General features: G+C 50.3%; 17 protein-coding genes and 1 riboswitch. Of the genes, 15 read left to right on the forward strand and 2 right to left on the reverse strand.

The genetic code is table 11. The features are described 5' to 3' along the window. Positions 1 to 14: 14 nt before the first annotated feature. The 14 genes from L6H98_RS00900 (at position 15) to L6H98_RS00965 (ending at position 13130) form a co-directional block, all read left to right on the forward strand. A complete protein-coding gene (locus tag L6H98_RS00900) occupies positions 15 to 728 on the forward strand; it encodes a hypothetical protein (protein ID WP_236412207.1) in 714 nt (237 codons plus the stop codon). Beyond that, positions 725 to 1555, forward strand: a complete 831-nt coding sequence (locus L6H98_RS00905; protein ID WP_236412208.1) for a hypothetical protein — start codon at positions 725 to 727, stop codon at positions 1553 to 1555. Before L6H98_RS00900 ends, L6H98_RS00905 begins: the two co-directional genes overlap by 4 nt. A 5-nt stretch (positions 1556 to 1560) precedes the next feature. Beyond that, on the forward strand, positions 1561 to 3387 hold the full coding sequence (locus tag L6H98_RS00910; protein WP_236412211.1) for an ATPase, T2SS/T4P/T4SS family: 1827 nt from the start codon (positions 1561 to 1563) through the stop codon (positions 3385 to 3387). After that, positions 3377 to 5446, forward strand: coding sequence for a hypothetical protein (locus tag L6H98_RS00915; protein ID WP_236412213.1), 2070 nt, complete (start codon positions 3377 to 3379; stop codon positions 5444 to 5446). The genes L6H98_RS00910 and L6H98_RS00915 overlap by 11 nt, the downstream gene beginning before the upstream one ends. 31 nt (positions 5447 to 5477) lie before the next feature. Further along, on the forward strand, positions 5478 to 5963 hold the full coding sequence (locus tag L6H98_RS00920) for an ABC transporter permease (protein ID WP_236412215.1): 486 nt from the start codon (positions 5478 to 5480) through the stop codon (positions 5961 to 5963). 16 nt (positions 5964 to 5979) lie between these two features. Then, positions 5980 to 6381 (forward strand): hypothetical protein, encoded by a 402-nt coding sequence (locus tag L6H98_RS00925; RefSeq protein ID WP_236412217.1) that lies wholly within the window; start codon positions 5980 to 5982, stop codon positions 6379 to 6381. Next, positions 6374 to 6925 (forward strand): hypothetical protein, encoded by a 552-nt coding sequence (locus L6H98_RS00930; protein ID WP_236412219.1) that lies wholly within the window; start codon positions 6374 to 6376, stop codon positions 6923 to 6925. The genes L6H98_RS00925 and L6H98_RS00930 overlap by 8 nt, the downstream gene beginning before the upstream one ends. After that, the gene (locus L6H98_RS00935; protein WP_236412221.1) at positions 6912 to 7898 is read left to right on the forward strand and encodes a hypothetical protein; all 987 of its coding nucleotides are present in this window, start codon (positions 6912 to 6914) and stop codon (positions 7896 to 7898) included. The genes L6H98_RS00930 and L6H98_RS00935 overlap by 14 nt, the downstream gene beginning before the upstream one ends. 151 nt (positions 7899 to 8049) lie before the next feature. Further along, a riboswitch (TPP riboswitch) is annotated at positions 8050 to 8159 on the forward strand. 202 nt (positions 8160 to 8361) lie between these two features. Continuing rightward, positions 8362 to 9069 (forward strand): thiamine phosphate synthase, encoded by a 708-nt coding sequence (locus tag L6H98_RS00940; protein ID WP_236412223.1) that lies wholly within the window; start codon positions 8362 to 8364, stop codon positions 9067 to 9069. Beyond that, the gene (thiO, locus tag L6H98_RS00945) at positions 9062 to 10282 is read left to right on the forward strand and encodes a glycine oxidase ThiO (protein ID WP_236412225.1); all 1221 of its coding nucleotides are present in this window, start codon (positions 9062 to 9064) and stop codon (positions 10280 to 10282) included. Before L6H98_RS00940 ends, thiO begins: the two co-directional genes overlap by 8 nt. Further along, on the forward strand, positions 10279 to 10482 hold the full coding sequence (thiS, locus tag L6H98_RS00950; RefSeq protein WP_236412227.1) for a sulfur carrier protein ThiS: 204 nt from the start codon (positions 10279 to 10281) through the stop codon (positions 10480 to 10482). The genes thiO and thiS overlap by 4 nt, the downstream gene beginning before the upstream one ends. A gap of 2 nt (positions 10483 to 10484) precedes the next feature. Beyond that, complete coding sequence (locus tag L6H98_RS00955) at positions 10485 to 11252, forward strand: thiazole synthase (protein ID WP_236412229.1); 768 nt, start codon at positions 10485 to 10487, stop codon at positions 11250 to 11252. Continuing rightward, the gene (locus L6H98_RS00960; protein WP_236412232.1) at positions 11249 to 12304 is read left to right on the forward strand and encodes a ThiF family adenylyltransferase; all 1056 of its coding nucleotides are present in this window, start codon (positions 11249 to 11251) and stop codon (positions 12302 to 12304) included. The genes L6H98_RS00955 and L6H98_RS00960 overlap by 4 nt, the downstream gene beginning before the upstream one ends. Positions 12305 to 12434: 130 nt before the next feature. Continuing rightward, a complete protein-coding gene (locus L6H98_RS00965) occupies positions 12435 to 13130 on the forward strand; it encodes a response regulator transcription factor (RefSeq protein ID WP_236412234.1) in 696 nt (231 codons plus the stop codon). Between the two features lie 63 nt (positions 13131 to 13193). On the opposite strand, the gene L6H98_RS00970 is transcribed toward L6H98_RS00965, so the two are convergent. Further along, positions 13194 to 13694 (reverse strand): C40 family peptidase, encoded by a 501-nt coding sequence (locus L6H98_RS00970; protein ID WP_236412236.1) that lies wholly within the window; start codon positions 13692 to 13694, stop codon positions 13194 to 13196. 282 nt (positions 13695 to 13976) lie between these two features. Further along, positions 13977 to 14618 carry a thiamine diphosphokinase gene (locus L6H98_RS00975; protein ID WP_236412238.1) on the reverse strand — a complete coding sequence of 214 codons (642 nt, stop codon included), beginning with the start codon at positions 14616 to 14618 and terminating at the stop codon, positions 13977 to 13979. 165 nt (positions 14619 to 14783) lie between these two features. Between L6H98_RS00975 and L6H98_RS00980 the strand changes: the two genes are divergently transcribed. After that, on the forward strand, positions 14784 to 15452 hold the full coding sequence (locus L6H98_RS00980; protein ID WP_236412918.1) for a trimeric intracellular cation channel family protein: 669 nt from the start codon (positions 14784 to 14786) through the stop codon (positions 15450 to 15452). The last annotated feature ends 4 nt before the right edge of the window (positions 15453 to 15456 follow it).

Raw genomic sequence — 15456 nt, forward strand, 5'->3', positions numbered from 1 at the left:
TAGGAGGGGTTCAATTGCATGCATGGATTTTTGCGGGATTGTGCGAGAAAACGGATCTGATGTTGTACTTGTGCAAAATTTTGGCGGCGTCCGGTAAAAGGGTTTTGCTTGTAGATGGTACGCTTCAACAGAAATACATGTATAGCGTGGGTGAAGGCAATCACTCGCTTCGCATTACTGAGTTTGAAGGATTCGACGTCGCTTGCCAATTCGTTACGTCCGCAGCGGTTGAGGGCCATCTCGAAGCAAGCGGCGAAGGGATTGACGCTTATGATTACATCGTTTATGACGTGGAAAGCTCCCATTTCGCTTCCCGAGATTTATGGCTGCAAGCCGAGATCCGTCTCTGGGTCTGCGATTACGAGCGTTATAATCTCGAGCGTAGCAAGGGCTGGCTGGAGCATTTGCTGGAGGAACAGGACTTGCCGGGCAATCTTTCGTTTCAACGGATTTTGATCAATGCGGTGGATTGCAAACTGGATGTTCAATATTTATGGACATATCTTGATAGAGGCCCGTTTGAGTGGACTGCAGAATCTCTGGTGCTGCCCTGGGATGAACTGATTGCGGCAGTCAAATTGGAAAATGAGCATCATCGCCGAATACGGCTGGGCCCACTTTCTCGAAACTACAAAAAATCGCTTCGCCGCCTGATCGAGCAGCTGACAGGCTGGGAACCGATTCAGAGCCGCAAGGCGATGAAAGAAGCAGAAAGGATGAGGGCATGAGTACGGTAGCGTTTTGGAGTCCATTTCCCGGAAGCGGCTGCACCTCCAGCTCATTGATTGGCGCGTATGCTATGGGTTTGCAGTACAGAGTAAGAATTTTACTGGTGAATTCAGGACAGGCGGGCAGCGGAGTGGAGGCGTTGCTTCCTCCGATTCAAGGGTATGAAGCAGACTCGCTTCACCGTTTTGACGAAGGGGGATGGGATGCCATCGAGCGGCTGCATGCCAGCGGCGCATTGACCAAACATAACGTCAAGGATCATGCCAAACCGCTGATCAAAGACCGCTTGGACTTGCTGACCGGTTCCATGAACAATATGGAGCGATTGCATAAAGGGCAGGCTGAACCGCTGAACTCGCTGCTGAATGCGGCGAACGAATACTATGATCTGGTCATCGTAGAGGCGGGTCAGGAAGGGAGAGATGCAAGTCTTCTTCTGCAGCGCGCTGAGTTCGTGGTCGTTCATTTGACGCAGAACATGAGGGAGCTTGAACAGTTTTTTGAAGGAGAAATGCCTTCTTGTATGAAAGACCGAAAAATGCATTTGGTAATTGGCAAGTATGACCCGCATGCCCGAGCAACGCTAGCGAACATTCGTCGTCGTTTCCGATATAAGGGGACGATGTCGGCGATCCCGTACACAACGGGGTACCTTGATGCAGCCAATCGGCGCGATGTGGGGAGTTTTCTGCAATTGCACGGGTGGGGTGGCAATGAAGGAAAAGGGAAAGACAGTTTCAGCAAGCATATGGCTGAATTCGCTCGCCTGATCATGGACGGCGCAGGAATGCGCACGATCTTGAAAAGGCTTGAAAGGGGAGCCTGACCTTCATGGGGGTGAATGGTACATTAATCGGCGTAATGCTGCTTGGAATCATCCTCTTTTTTGGGGCGAAATACAGGAAGCTTGATCGTGAACAACAAGAACGGAAAGATCATAATCACGAATCGCTAACCATCGAAGGTTTGACGGAGAAAGTAAAACATTCGCTGCATGAGTTAAGTCACAGCCAGTTGGCCGACGCCGACTTGCATGAAGAGGAATATCAGCGGAGAATCAACCAGCGTGCCGAGATGCGGAAAGCGCTGAAAGGCTGTGTCTCCGGCAGCCTGAGCGACAAACTTTATGTTAAAAGACTCATCGGCGATCTGCTCACGCGGAGTCTTGGATTGAACAAGACCACCATTGATGAAGTCATTCCATTTGAAGATCAGGAATTGTTAACGGTTCAGGATCGCTTTGAAATTGTGTTTTTTTTGTACAAACAGCAATTCGGGGTGGATGCTCTTTCCCGGCTGATCGAAACGTATGATCTTGGGAAATTGCGAATGGAGGCAGAAGGGGAGAACGGGGGGAGCTACTACATTTCGGAGGAAGACATCCATTACGTTTTCGATTGCGAATACCGCAGGCTAGAATTTCATGAAAAAAGAGATATCGTCGTGCAGCGAATCTATCAACACTACAAAGGGTTTTCGATTGTTGACGAGATTCGTGACCAACGCATTGATGGCGTGAGCGGCGGAGTCAGCGGCATATTGGATACGCAGGATCAAGGAGGTCGGTTACCTGCATCGTGGAATGATCTGATACAGGATACATCGTTTGTGGATGAAGCGAAAGAGCCTTTAAGCGCAGCGGAGAGCGTTTGGATTTTTTACAAGGGGAGATCGATCCACCTGTCGTTTCTGTCCTTTGGCAGCGTCCGTGAACTGAAAAGGGTATGCCAGAACATTTACAAATACAACTACCCTGGACAGTTGTCCGAGGCGAACGGATATAAAGTGAACGAGATGAAAGACGGTTCGCGCGTTGTTGTCGTTCGTCCTCCGTTTGCGGAATCGTGGGCCTTTTTCGTACGGAAGTTCGATATTCCGAATGCTTCGCTGGAGCAGCTTGTCACTGGCGAAAATGCGGAGCTGCCGATTATGCTGTTGTGTTATTTGATGAAAGGAAGCCGGATTACCGCTGTGACCGGAGCTCAGGGTTCGGGGAAAACAACGCTCCTTATGGCCATGGTGAAACACATTTATCCATCGTATACCTTGCGTGTGCAAGAGATGGCCTTCGAGCTGCAGCTGAGACGTATTTATAGCCGGCGCAACATATTGAGCTTTCGCGAAACCGAGCATATTTCCGGTCAGGAAGGCCTAGATTTACAGAAAAAAACGGACGGAACCGTGAATATTTTGGGCGAAGTAGCGAGTGACGAAGTAGCGGCCTGGATGATTCAAATGTCTCAAGTCGCCAGTCTGTTCACGCTGTTCACTCACCATGCCAAAACGTTCAGGGATCTTGTGTTTTCCCTGCGCAATTCACTGCTCAAAACAGGGATGTTTCAACATGAACATATTGCCGAAGAGCAGGTCGTCAGCGTGATCAATTTCGACGTGCACATGAAAAAAGATGCGGAGGGACGCAGATACATCGAGCGAATCACCGAATGCCTGCCGCGTTCCGGGCAGATCGAGAGCGTTGAAGAGCGGGTAGGGTTTTCGTTCCGCAACGTGGTCGAGTATCGGGACGGAAGTTATGTTGCGGCTGCGCCTTTAACTGCTGAAAGCATGTCCGAAATGCGGGATCAAATGACGATGCAGGATGCAGACCGGTTCGAGCGGTTTCTGAGCAAACATTGGGGGGATACCCATGCCGTTTAAATCGATCCTGTTATTGCTGCTTGCATGCTGTGCTGTAGGTCTGGCGGTTGTCATGCTGATTCTAGCGATTCTCCGCCATAAAGGAGGTGTTGCAGCAACCAGACGGCAAACCGTATTTTCCATGCCAGGAAGCCGGAGGCTTGCCGGTTGGAGATCGTTCTTATTGCAGAGCTATCGTTGGAGCATGAAACTGCCGTTATGGTCTGCATACGTTCTGCAGGTCAAAAAGAGGATTTCGTTCCGCCATGTCGGAGATGAAATGGCGCTGAGAAAAACGACGATGGGGATCGTGCTCATCGTCGCAGGAAGCTGCAGTTTAGTCGGTATCGTTCTGTTGATGGTTCAACCTGGATGGAGCTTTTTGTTATTGGTTGTTCTGTGCGCGGTTGTGTTGAACAGCCTGGTCTTGGATATGTGGCTAAATCGCTTGGAGAAACGTTTGTTGATGCAGATGCTGGATGTGTTTGCCGAAGTGCGTCATCGTTATCACCAGCACGGCATGATCGAAGAAGCGCTATACGAGGCAGCGGAAACAGGCAAAGGGGAAGCCGCGCAGCAAGTCATGCTCATCTACGAGGCGTTGACTTCACCGGATCCGAACGAGGCGCTGGAAAGGTATTATGAGGTTGCTCCTAACCGTTTTTTGAAAGGATTTGCGGGCATGTCCTACTTGGTCATGGAATTCGGGGATAAGGACAGGGCGCACGGCTCCATCTATCTGAAGGGGCTCGGCAACCTCACGCAGGAAATCCACTTGGAAATTTTGCGCAGGGACAAGCTGGATTACCTGTTGAAAGGGCTCAATATCATTGCGCTTGCCCCGGTACTGTTTACGGCGCCGATCGAGCGTTGGGCCAGAAGCAGCTTTCCTTCGATGGATGAGTTTTACGGAAGCAAGCTGGGGTTCGTAACCAAGATATCCATCTATGTGGTGATTATTGCTGCCTATTTACTGCTGCAGCGCCTGCAACAGTACGATGAAACGCGTTTTCGGGCAGGGCGCAGCAATACCGTATGGGAGCGAATCCTTTACAAGCAGCCTTTTATTCGAAAATGCTCATTTCTGCTTGCAGCCAAACCCGGCAGCATCAAGTACGGCCAAACCGTACGTTTGATGAGAGAGAGCAGCTCGGAGCTCAAGTATGAATGGTTGGCTATTCGAAGGTTTGTCCTCTTTGCAGGATGCTTTCTATTCTCTCTTTGTTGCATTGCTGCGCTTCACCAGGTGGAACGGAACCATATTTTATATGCGCCTGTCCGGGATGACCGAATGTTCGGAGCCATGTCTGCAGATGAATTGAAACAAGCCCAGGATACGGCGGATCTGGACCGGGCTGTGCTGCAGCAGGTCTCCAAAGCAGGGAATGCGACTCATGACGAAATCGTCCAAGCGCTAGAGCGCGTTAGTTCCCGGAAGCTTAAGGACGAGGTGCAGAATGAAACGGTTGCCCGGATCACGCAAAAATGGGAGAAGCTTCAACGTCAATATTTGCAGTGGTGGGAACTGCTCATTGCTTTTCTGATCGGCACGTCCGGGTATTATTTGCCCATATGGCTGATGCTGTTTCAGCGCAAAATGCGCGGCATGGACATGCTGCATGAAATTTACCAGTTCCAGACGGTCATCTCGATTTTGCGCGACATGGAGCGGATGTCGGTGGAAGAGATTCTGGAGTGGCTTAACCGGTTTGCCGTCATTTTCAAACGCCCTTTGCAAAAGTGCCTGCTTCATTTCGAACATGGGCCGGAGGATGCCCTTGAACATTTAAAGGCGGATGCGCGGCTCCCGGAGTTTCAACGCCTTGTGGACAAGCTGCAGCTTGCGCTGGGCAAAATTTCGATCCAGGAAGCATTTGATGATCTGGATAGCATGATGTCTTTTTATTTTGAACAACGCAAGCAGGAGTACGCCAACATGGTCGATGCCAAGGCTGCATGGGGAAAAATGATCGGGTTTGCGCCTATGTATGCACTGGTCTTTCTCTACTTGGTCGTCCCGCTTGTTGGCATGAGCTTCCTGCAGATGAACATGTATTACGAACAAATCCAAAAATTATAAATCATACAACTTATTTTGGGAGGAATTGAAAATGAACAATGCATCCAGTGCGCTAAAGGTTGCTGCCGGGATTTTTTTGACGATTGCCTTGATTACGATCGTGGTGCTGCTGTTTATATCGGCCCAGGAGGCCACCAAGACGGCACAGAACAACTTCGCGGACATTCAGACCGAATTGTCTCAGGCTGCATTCACCGTTTATGACGGAACAACGATCAGCGGCTCCCAGGTGACCAATGCGCTGCGAAAGTATGCGGACAAGGACCAGTTCGGCATTCAGATCATTACTGGCAAAAACGCAGCGGGACAATGGTACGGCAATGAATTGAACATTTCACGTGACGTCAATAACGCAGATTATGGCTCGGTGATCGCGCCTGATATCAAGGTAGGGAGCATTAATCAAACGATGAACGAGAAAGACAACCAATACGTCAATCCGAGCGGGAAATTCAAAGCGATCATCGTGAAAGATAAGTCCAATGTGGTGAGAGGGCTTATTTTCACACAATCGTGACAGGAGCTGGAGGGTGATGTCCCGAAACACGCAGCAGCTTATGTTGTTTTGCACGGCGGTAGTTATGTTTGTTGCAGCTTGTATGCACGGACAGCATCATGTTCGCCACTTGGCACAAGCCATTGATCAGACCATCCAGGGAACGGAAGCTATGGAGGGCAAGTTGACAGCAACGCTGAGAATTTCTGAGCCGGAACGTTATAGCGGAGCGGAAGTGCTGCATACGGTCAGACAGATGACGGGGACAACCATTCAGGTGGAGGTGGACGGAAGCACCTATCGTATAGACCCTTTGGCAGATAGAGGGGCGACCGTTCCGGTCCAGCTTATGGGTCTCTACAGGCCTGAGTTTATCAGAGACGAGTCCGGGCAGCTGAATAAAATCTCGTTCTGGAAGGAGGCCGGAGATATTGATTAATGCCGCATCCAAACTGCTTGCCGTCTTGTTGGCAGTACTTCTGCTATATGTATATCCGGCTGCCGAAACGGCGGATCGGCAGGATGAGATTTCCCGGATGACCGTTTACCAGACCGTCACGCGTTTTGTTGATTCCGCTCGCACCAAAGGTTACATTTCTCCAGCCATGTTTGCCGAGTTCGAAGAACAATTGGCGCGCACGGGCAATGTCTACGACATTTCAATGGAGCATCTGCACAAAAAATATGTGCCGAATTACATCGATCCCCAAAATCCTGCGACTTTTACGGGGACGTACGAGACGGTTTTGGATGGATATTATTCAAGCCAAATCAAAGAGAAGCTTTTTCCGACCGACGGTTTAGAAACCGCGGAGGATCCTGTCAGGAGATACACGTTTACAGTAGGGGATTTTTTTACCGTGTCCGTCAGAAATACGAATCGAACCCCCGCAATGCTTATCCGCGAATGGCTAAATGGGACAATCCAATCTCCCGCCGTGTTTACCACGTATGGAGGGATGGTGCTGAATGAAGATTACTGAGCTGTCCATCGTTTTTGTGCTTGTCTTTTTTCCGTTTTTTTGGATCGTGTCGCAGAGCAGTCGGGAACTCCAAGAGGCCCAGATCCTCAGCAATAGATACGAGACAGCGCTGAGGACTGCCGTCATGGACGCTGGCATGGTCATGCACCAGAACGAAAAGCAAAGTGGAGAAGCGGGCTACGGTTCATCAAAGTTTGTGAACGCTGATAAAGATTTGGCGCTGGAGACGTTTACGCAAACGATGGCTCTTAATTTGGGGATTCAGGACGATCCGCCAGCGATTCGCTCCTTGTTCGATTATATCCCGGCTATCGTTGTTCTGGACTACGACGGTTACTACATGTATGCCAAAGAGACGGAAATGATGGGGGAGTCCGAAAACTATTTTCGTCACGTATGGAGCCCGAAGAAACCTTATACCTATGCAGACGAAGACGGAAACAGCATCAATTTCACGTTGGATAGTTATGTCTACGCCTATGATGCCGAAAAGCAAATGTGGCTTGAAGGCTTTCGGAATGAACTCATCGCGTCGACACGGATCCCGTTGCTGAGAAATGATGAACATTTTGAACATGTGCGCAGAAGCCGGATTGTCAGTGCCGTTCAGGAGGATTTGGCCGAGGTCATCAATCGTCACAACGAATTTGCCAGAAGAAATGGCATCTCATACACGTTTACTCTGCCGCTCATCTCCCAGGAAGACTGGTACAACTCTATAAATGACACAGGGATCATTGCTTTCATTCAGGGTATTCCGAGCGGGAGCCGAAAAATCAACAACTTTGCCATCGGAGGCGGCCGGCTTGTTAAGAGGACGGCCGTGATCGGCGGCGTGGATCCTGACAGCGGCATCAAATATTATTATCCGGCCACATGCTCGAACGGATACAGGCCGGAGGAAGTTTTTACGGATGCCCAGGAGGCAGCGGCTCGAGGCTATTTTGAGCAAAATTGTTATATCAATCACTAGTATCCTCCGACGAAAAGGCACTGGATAGTGCGATATTTTCAGCTGCGTAGTCTAACCTAAAAAAGCGCTGATCTTCCTGATTTTTGGCAGTGCACGGAAAAATGATCGATGACAAAACAGGATGCCTATGGTAATATAGGCTACAACTTCATAAGAGCACTAGGGGTGCCGCGCGATGCGGCTGAGATGGAATAATTCGATTCCGGACCCTTTGTACCTGATCTGGATCATACCAGCGTAGGGAAGTGGCACGTTTTTCGTCATGACAAGGAAGGCTGTATTTCAGCCGTCGCTTGGATTGCAATGCGATTATCGGCAATGCTCGTTCCATGCATAAACGCGTGAGAATAATGCTCATTGGTTTCGCATTTGCCTTGCATTGCACGAAAGATACGAATAAGTCGCCACTCCCCTGCGGGAGTGGTTTTTTGTGTTCTTTTCTGAAAGGCAGGTGAACCGAGTTATGGTTGCTTCGCAAACTCAATCAGTACCTTCATCATTGGAGCTCCATGTCATTTCAAACGGAACGGGGGACCTTGATGTTTTTCTTGAAAAGGCGATCCGGGTGAGCCCTTGGGTGGATTACATTCATATTCGGGAAAAACATCTTGCGATCAACCAAAGATTGCATTGGGCCGAACGAATGCAAGAAGCGGGTATCCCGGCTTCGCAAATTGTCGTTAATGGCATTCCTGATCGAATGGATGGTTTTTCTGTTCCTAAGTTGTGCGGCGTGCAAAGGGGGGAATCGGATTTCAAACAGTATGGCACAACCATCCGGATGGACAACAAGCATGAACCGATCCGTCTGGGCGTTTCCGTGCATTCCTTGGAAGGGGCGAAGTCCGCTGAGCGCCAAGGCGCAGATTATGTTATTTTTGGGCACGTTTTTGCTACCAACAGCAAAATTGGCGCTGCGCCAAGAGGCATACCTGCATTGAAAGCGATATGCAGCTCCCTTTGCATTCCCGTCATTGCGATCGGCGGAATTCGCCCTGATGCCGTCGATGCGATTTACGCAGCCGGGGCAAGCGGGATTGCGGTCATGTCCGCCATATGGGAGAACAGTAAACCTGAGCAAGCAGCCGCTGCATTCAAACAGGCTATGTCCGGTGTACGGCCCATGAATGACGCCATTGAACGAGATGAAGGAGGGGCAATCGTTGTTTGATGATCGCATTAGCTTAGACGGTAGTTCGGGGTTCGACATTCTCGACAAAAAAGAGAATCCACGTTCGCGAAAGGACATGTCTGCCGAAACGATCGTGATCGGAGGGGGTGTCATCGGTTGTTCCATTGCTTATGAATTGGCAGCCCGCGGGCAGGAAGTAATGCTCCTGGAACGAGCCCGAATGGGTGGAGGGACGTCATCGGCGGCGGCCGGCATGCTGGCTGCCGACAGTGAGCACTTTCATCATGCGGCCATGGCGGAGCTTGCCCGGCGCAGCCGTGAACGGGTTCACCGGCAGAGGGAGCATATTCAAGCGATGAGCGGAATTGACATTGGCTTGCGGCAGGCCGGGTTCATTACGCCTTTTCGAAGCGGACAAAAGGCAGGACTATATGCAGCCGCATATGAAACAGATTCGAATGCATGCACGTATTGGGATCGGCAGGAACTGCAGCGTCAAGCACCCTGGCTAAGCCGGGATACGTATGGCGGGTTGTACAGGCAAGCTGAAAGCGAAGTGCTGCCGTTAAACCTTGTCACAGCTTATGCCAAGTCCGCTCAAGCATACGGGGCTCGAATCATGGAAGGCATTCAGAATGTAACGCTGCAAACCGGGGCAGGACGCATACAAGGGGTTCAAACCTCCATTGGCATGTTGACATGTAAAAATGTCATAGTCGCGGCCGGGCTGCAAGGAGTAGAGTTGATGGAAAGCGTAGGGTTGAACATGCCTGTCGTGCCGGTAAAGGGAGAAATGGTTGCTGTCCGGTTTTCGCATCATGACGCTGCACGGGGAAATGTACCGGACAGGACCGTTTATGCGGAAGATGTTTATATCGTTCCAAAAGCGAATGGAGAAGTGTGGTTGGGTGCAACAAGCTTGGCGGGAGCTTCGGATTTGCATGTGACCCCTGGAGGAATCCAGAAACTGATCTCCGCCGCGGCAGCATGGGTTCCCGCCGTTGCGCACGCCCGATTCGAGCGAGCCTGGGCCGGCGTGAGACCATCGACTCCGGATGGTTTGCCGTATTTGGGGGAAAGCGAACAATATTCCGGATTGTATGCCGCTTTCGGACATTATCGGAACGGTATTTTGCTCAGCGCTATCACAGGCAGTGTGTTGGCGGATTTGATCGAGGGGAAATCAGCCGGTGAACTCGGGATTGCTGCTTTCAATCCGGAGCGCTTAAGCGGAAAGGGGATGATGCATTGAATATTATCGTCAACGGACAATCGATGGAGATTGAAGACCAGTTGAATCGTGTGGACAAATTGTTGCTCTCTTTCAATCTTCAGGTGAAAACCGTCGTTGTTGAGCTGAATCGGCAAATTTTAACGCGAGAGCTTCATGAGACGACGCCGCTGAAAAACGGAGACCGAATCGAAATCGTACATTTTGTGGGAGGCGGATAAGTATGTTAAACATTGGAAAATATGCCTTTGAATCGAGATTGCTGCTGGGAACAGGGAAATTCGAAGACTTGGATGTACAACGACAGGCGGTTGAGGCATCAGGCACAGAGGTTCTGACATTTGCTATAAGGCGCTTGAATTTGGAGCAGCGGGAACGCAAGCATTTTCTCGACACGTTGGACCTGAGTCGATTCACGTTGCTGCCGAATACCGCTGGAGCGACGAATGCCGAAGAAGCGGTACGCATCGCCGAATTGGCACGGGCATCGGGACTTTGTGATATGATTAAGGTAGAAGTGATCGGCGATGGGCGAACGTTGTTGCCCGACCCGATCGAAACGTACAGGGCTTGCGAGATGCTGCTTGAAAGAGGATTTACGGTGCTGCCGTATATTTCGGATGACGTCATTTTGGCCAAACGTCTGCAATTGCTCGGTGTACACGCCGTGATGCCCGGGGCCTCGCCGATTGGTGCGGGCAAAGGGCTGATAAATCCGTACAATCTTGAGCTGATCATTGAACAGGCTGCGGTTCCGGTCATTGTGGATGCAGGCCTTCGTTCTCCCAAAGATGCTGCCCAAGCGATGGAACTTGGGGCAGATGGCGTATTGCTTAATACGGCTGTTTCAGGTTCACGCGATCCGGTTAAGATGGCTAAGGCCATGCGAATGGGCGTTGAAGCAGGAAGATTGGCATACGAGGCAGGCATGATCCCCGTCAAGCGTTATGCAGCAGCGAGCAGTCCTGCGGAAGGAATGGTTCAGTCATGACAAACCCGAACACGAACGAGCATCCAGAGCAAGAAAACCGTTACTCACGGCAGGAACGATTCGCGCCGCTGGGCAAAAACGGACAGGAGCGGCTGAAAGGAAGCCGTGTACTGATCATTGGTGCAGGCGCGCTGGGAACGGGAATCGCCGAGACGTTGGCACGTGCCGGAATCGGGCATATCACGATCGCCGATCGCGATTACGTGGAGTGGAGCAACCTGCAGCGCCAGCAGCTCTACGCAGAGAAGGACGCATTGGAGCGCATGCCGAAAGCGATCGCTGCTGTAAAGCGTCTGAAAGAGATTAATTCCACAGTAGACATCGTTGGAAAAGTCATGGATGTGCGGACGGATGAATTGGAAGAACTCATTGCGGATGTCGATCTGGTGATGGATGCAACGGATAACTTTGATACAAGACTGCTGATCAACGATATGTGCCAAAAACATCGCAAACCATGGATTTACGGTGGGTGCGTAGGCAGCTACGGGATTACCTACACCTTTATGCCAGGGGAAACCCCTTGTTTGAATTGTTTGCTCGGGGAGGTGCCGTTGGGCGGGGATACCTGCGATACTTCTGGAATCATTCCGCAAGCCGTGCAGATGGTCACGGCCAATCAGACTGCAGAAGCCATGAAGCTTCTTAGCGGAAATCATGGCGCCTTAAGGCGCAAGCTGCTGTCGTTTGACCTGTGGCGGAACGAGTACATAACGATCAACGTGGATGGCGCGAAGAAGCCGGATTGTCCTTCGTGCAGCGCATCGGCTTCATTTCCGTATTTATCCGCCTCGAATCTCGAAAAAACGGACGTGCTCTGCGGCAGGGATACGGTGCAGATCCGTCCTTCCCGCCCATTGAAGCTGGATCTCCAACAGACCGCTGAACGTTTGGGTAAGCTTGGGGAAGGGGTCGTGGAACACAATCCGTTTCTGGTCTCGTTCAGCCTAGGGGAACATCGGATGGTTATTTTTCAAGACGGTCGGATCCTCGTCCACGGGACCAAAGATACTGCTGAAGCACGCACGCTTGTCCATCGCTATTTTGGCTAATGCCGTGCACCAAATTCAAGTTCGTTCCTTTCGAGGAATGGACTTTTTCGTTTTTCGGCATCATAACGACATATGGAGGATCGCACGCGACCTCTACAGAGAAAGAATTTGTCCAAGGCCGGGTGAACGGATGAAAACGACCATTTTACTTGTTGGCGCCCAGGAACAGACAAGGTCGCTAAAAGAAGCGCTGAGTGCCGAGGGCTATGCCGTGCTCTTGGCCAGCGCAGGTACATACAAGCAGCAATTGGAGATGGTCAAGCAGAATCTGTCCATGATCATCTGGACCGCTGCTCCTGAAGACACAATCCAGCCCGACGAAGGATTGAAGTGGCATCGCGGACAGAACCATCACAACATTCCGTTTATAATTATTACGACCGCAATATCCGCGGATCGAATCGTGGAATGGTTGGACAGCGGGGCAAACGACATACTCGAGCAAGAGAGCGAACCGAGTATATTGATGGCAAGGATTCGAAATTTGCTTCGCTTGTTTTCTCAAGGTTCGCAGTTCGACGAAGAAGTTATCATGGTGCATGACCTTAAAATCAATTTGCGCTCGCGGAGAGTCAGCCGGGCTGGGGAGTATTTGACGCTCACGCCGAAAGAATACGAATTGTTGGAGTTTTTGGCGCGGCATGCAAACGAAGCCTGTTCGCGGAAGGCGATCTTATCGGAAGTATGGGGCTATGATTTTCAAATGGATACGAACGTGGTGGATGTGTATATCAAACATTTGCGTGAAAAAGTGGACAAGGGTAGGGGCGTCAAACTCATTCAAACTGTGCGCGGAGTGGGTTATATGCTTCATTCTTCCCATTAAAAATGGCCAGATCCTTAATGGATCCGGCCATTTTAGACATATATTCAATGATTCGTAGGGAAATTACAGTACACGGCGTGCTTTAATATACGTTTTCTTCCAGTTTCCCGAGTTCAGGTCAGAGAACGTTACCCCTGGAGATCCGTAAGTGTGCAAGATCTTTCCGTTGCCCGCGTAAACTGCTACGTGCGTAATATTGCTGCCTGTGGAACGGCTGCCGCTCGAAAAGAATACCAGGTCTCCGACGCGCAGGTTCGCTTTGGATACGGCTACGCCTTCCTTGGATTGTTTGACGCTGGTACGCGGAAGGTCCACGCCATACTTTTTAAAGATATATTTCATGAAGGAAGAGCAGTCAAAATTTTTGGTCGTCGAAGTGGATGCTCCAAATTTATATGGCGTTCCCATAAATTGTTTACCGTAATTGACGATTTGTTGTCCTTTGGACACGGTTGCGCTTGCTGCTTGAGCAGCAGGTGCCGATGTCATTGCGATGGCTCCAAAACCAAGTGCTGCGCACAATCCCACGGTCACGGCCTTTTGGACAAAGATGTTTGTTTTCATGTAGTACCTCCAAAATTAAGTTTTCGTTTCGTTTGCTAGAGCGAGTATAACAGGTTTGTAACACCCTAAAATTTGGAGTAGAAGCTTGAAGTGCTTGAAGTGACTGGTTTTGGAGCGTTTTATTAAAATACCATTAAAAATGTCAAAAAATTAATCGTTGACGGATGCATTTAAGGTTTGAAACAGAAAAAACCTTTGAAAATCAAAGGTTTTTACGAATAATAAGTTGCTCTTTTTATTTTTCAGCAAGTTACAAAAATGTAACTTTCATATGAACCAACGTTAATCCTTGCTCTGAATAATGAGCAGCAATCCGCTATCGATGGTAACTGTCCCCGCAGGTCCCAAAAGCTTGTTGCTTATGCCGAGGGATTGTCCCATCCGGAGCGTTGCTTTATCCAGAGGGTACTGAAAGCCTTCCAGACTGATTCCGGTGACCTCGGGCGTCAACGGCAGCAATGAAACGTACTGATACCCCCGATCTTCGACCGAGGCTTCGGACGTGGTCAGTGTCAGATAGTTGTGTTCGTCCTGAAGCGTGCAAGAGATATGATGCTGCATCGCACGGACCATGATATGTACGTTGGCAAGCGTATGATCAAGGCGAGTGCCTGTAGCGCCCAGCATGAGAATATGGGTAGGTTCCATATCCAATGCGGTTTCGAAAGCCATTTCCGTATCCGTCCAGTCCTTCTCGACGGCATCGACGGAAATCATGCGTTCACTGTTCAGGCGGACCCTTTCCCGTTCCTCGTCAGTAATAGAGTCGAAGTCGCCTACGGCAAAGTGGGGTCGAATGCCGTGATCGATCAGGTACAGTGCCCCGCGATCTGCAGCGATGAGCACGTCATCGTGCCTGATTTCTTTGAGAAATTCGGGAGACAGGCTTCCCCCCGTAAAAATGACGACGCGTTTCATGGTCATTCTATTCATCCTTCCTGCCATGAAGAAAGTTTTCATTTATCATTATATTGCGAACCCTTCCAGTATAAATCACAAAATCTAGTTGCACAATTCCGGCACTCGCGGATACAATGATGAGAGCGACATGGAGATGACTTGAAAAGTGAGGTTTGGACGGAATTGGACTTGCACATTTTTGAAGTGTTCAGCATCATCGGCACCATTGCGTTTGCGATGTCGGGGGCTTTCGTGGCCATGGAAGAGGAATACGACATTCTTGGCGTGCTGGTGCTGGGATTGGTCACCGCCTTCGGTGGCGGGGTGGTAAGGAATGTTCTGATCGGTGTGCCCGTGACCACGCTGTGGAGCCAAGGCGCACTTATTATGCTTGCCCTCGTATCCGTAGCCGTGGCATTTGTGCTCCCGCTGAAATGGATCGGACATTGGAAGCGGACGGAAGCGCTCTTCGATGCCATTGGACTTGCCGCCTTTGCGATTCAGGGTGCCCTATATGCCGTTAACATGGGTCATCCCATCAGTGCGGTCATTGTGGCAGCAGTGATGACAGGCATCGGCGGGGGTATCATTCGCGACCTGTTGGCAGGACGCAAACCTTTGGTGTTGCGGGATGAAATCTATGCGGTATGGGCGATCGCTGCCGGGTTTGCGATCGGAATGGGCTGGCTGACAACCAATACGGGATTGCTTATCGGATTTGTTGCGGTCGTATTTTTCCGGATGTGTTCCGTCCATTATAAATGGAAGCTTCCGCGCCGTTCGCTGGTACAGGCGGATCGTGTGCAGCCTCAGGCGGCACAAAGCTCATTAAATCGTACGTTCGGAAAAGGGGAGTAACGAG

Source organism: Paenibacillus sp. JJ-223, assembly GCF_927798175.1.
Taxonomy (GTDB): domain Bacteria; phylum Bacillota; class Bacilli; order Paenibacillales; family Paenibacillaceae; genus Paenibacillus; species Paenibacillus hubeiensis.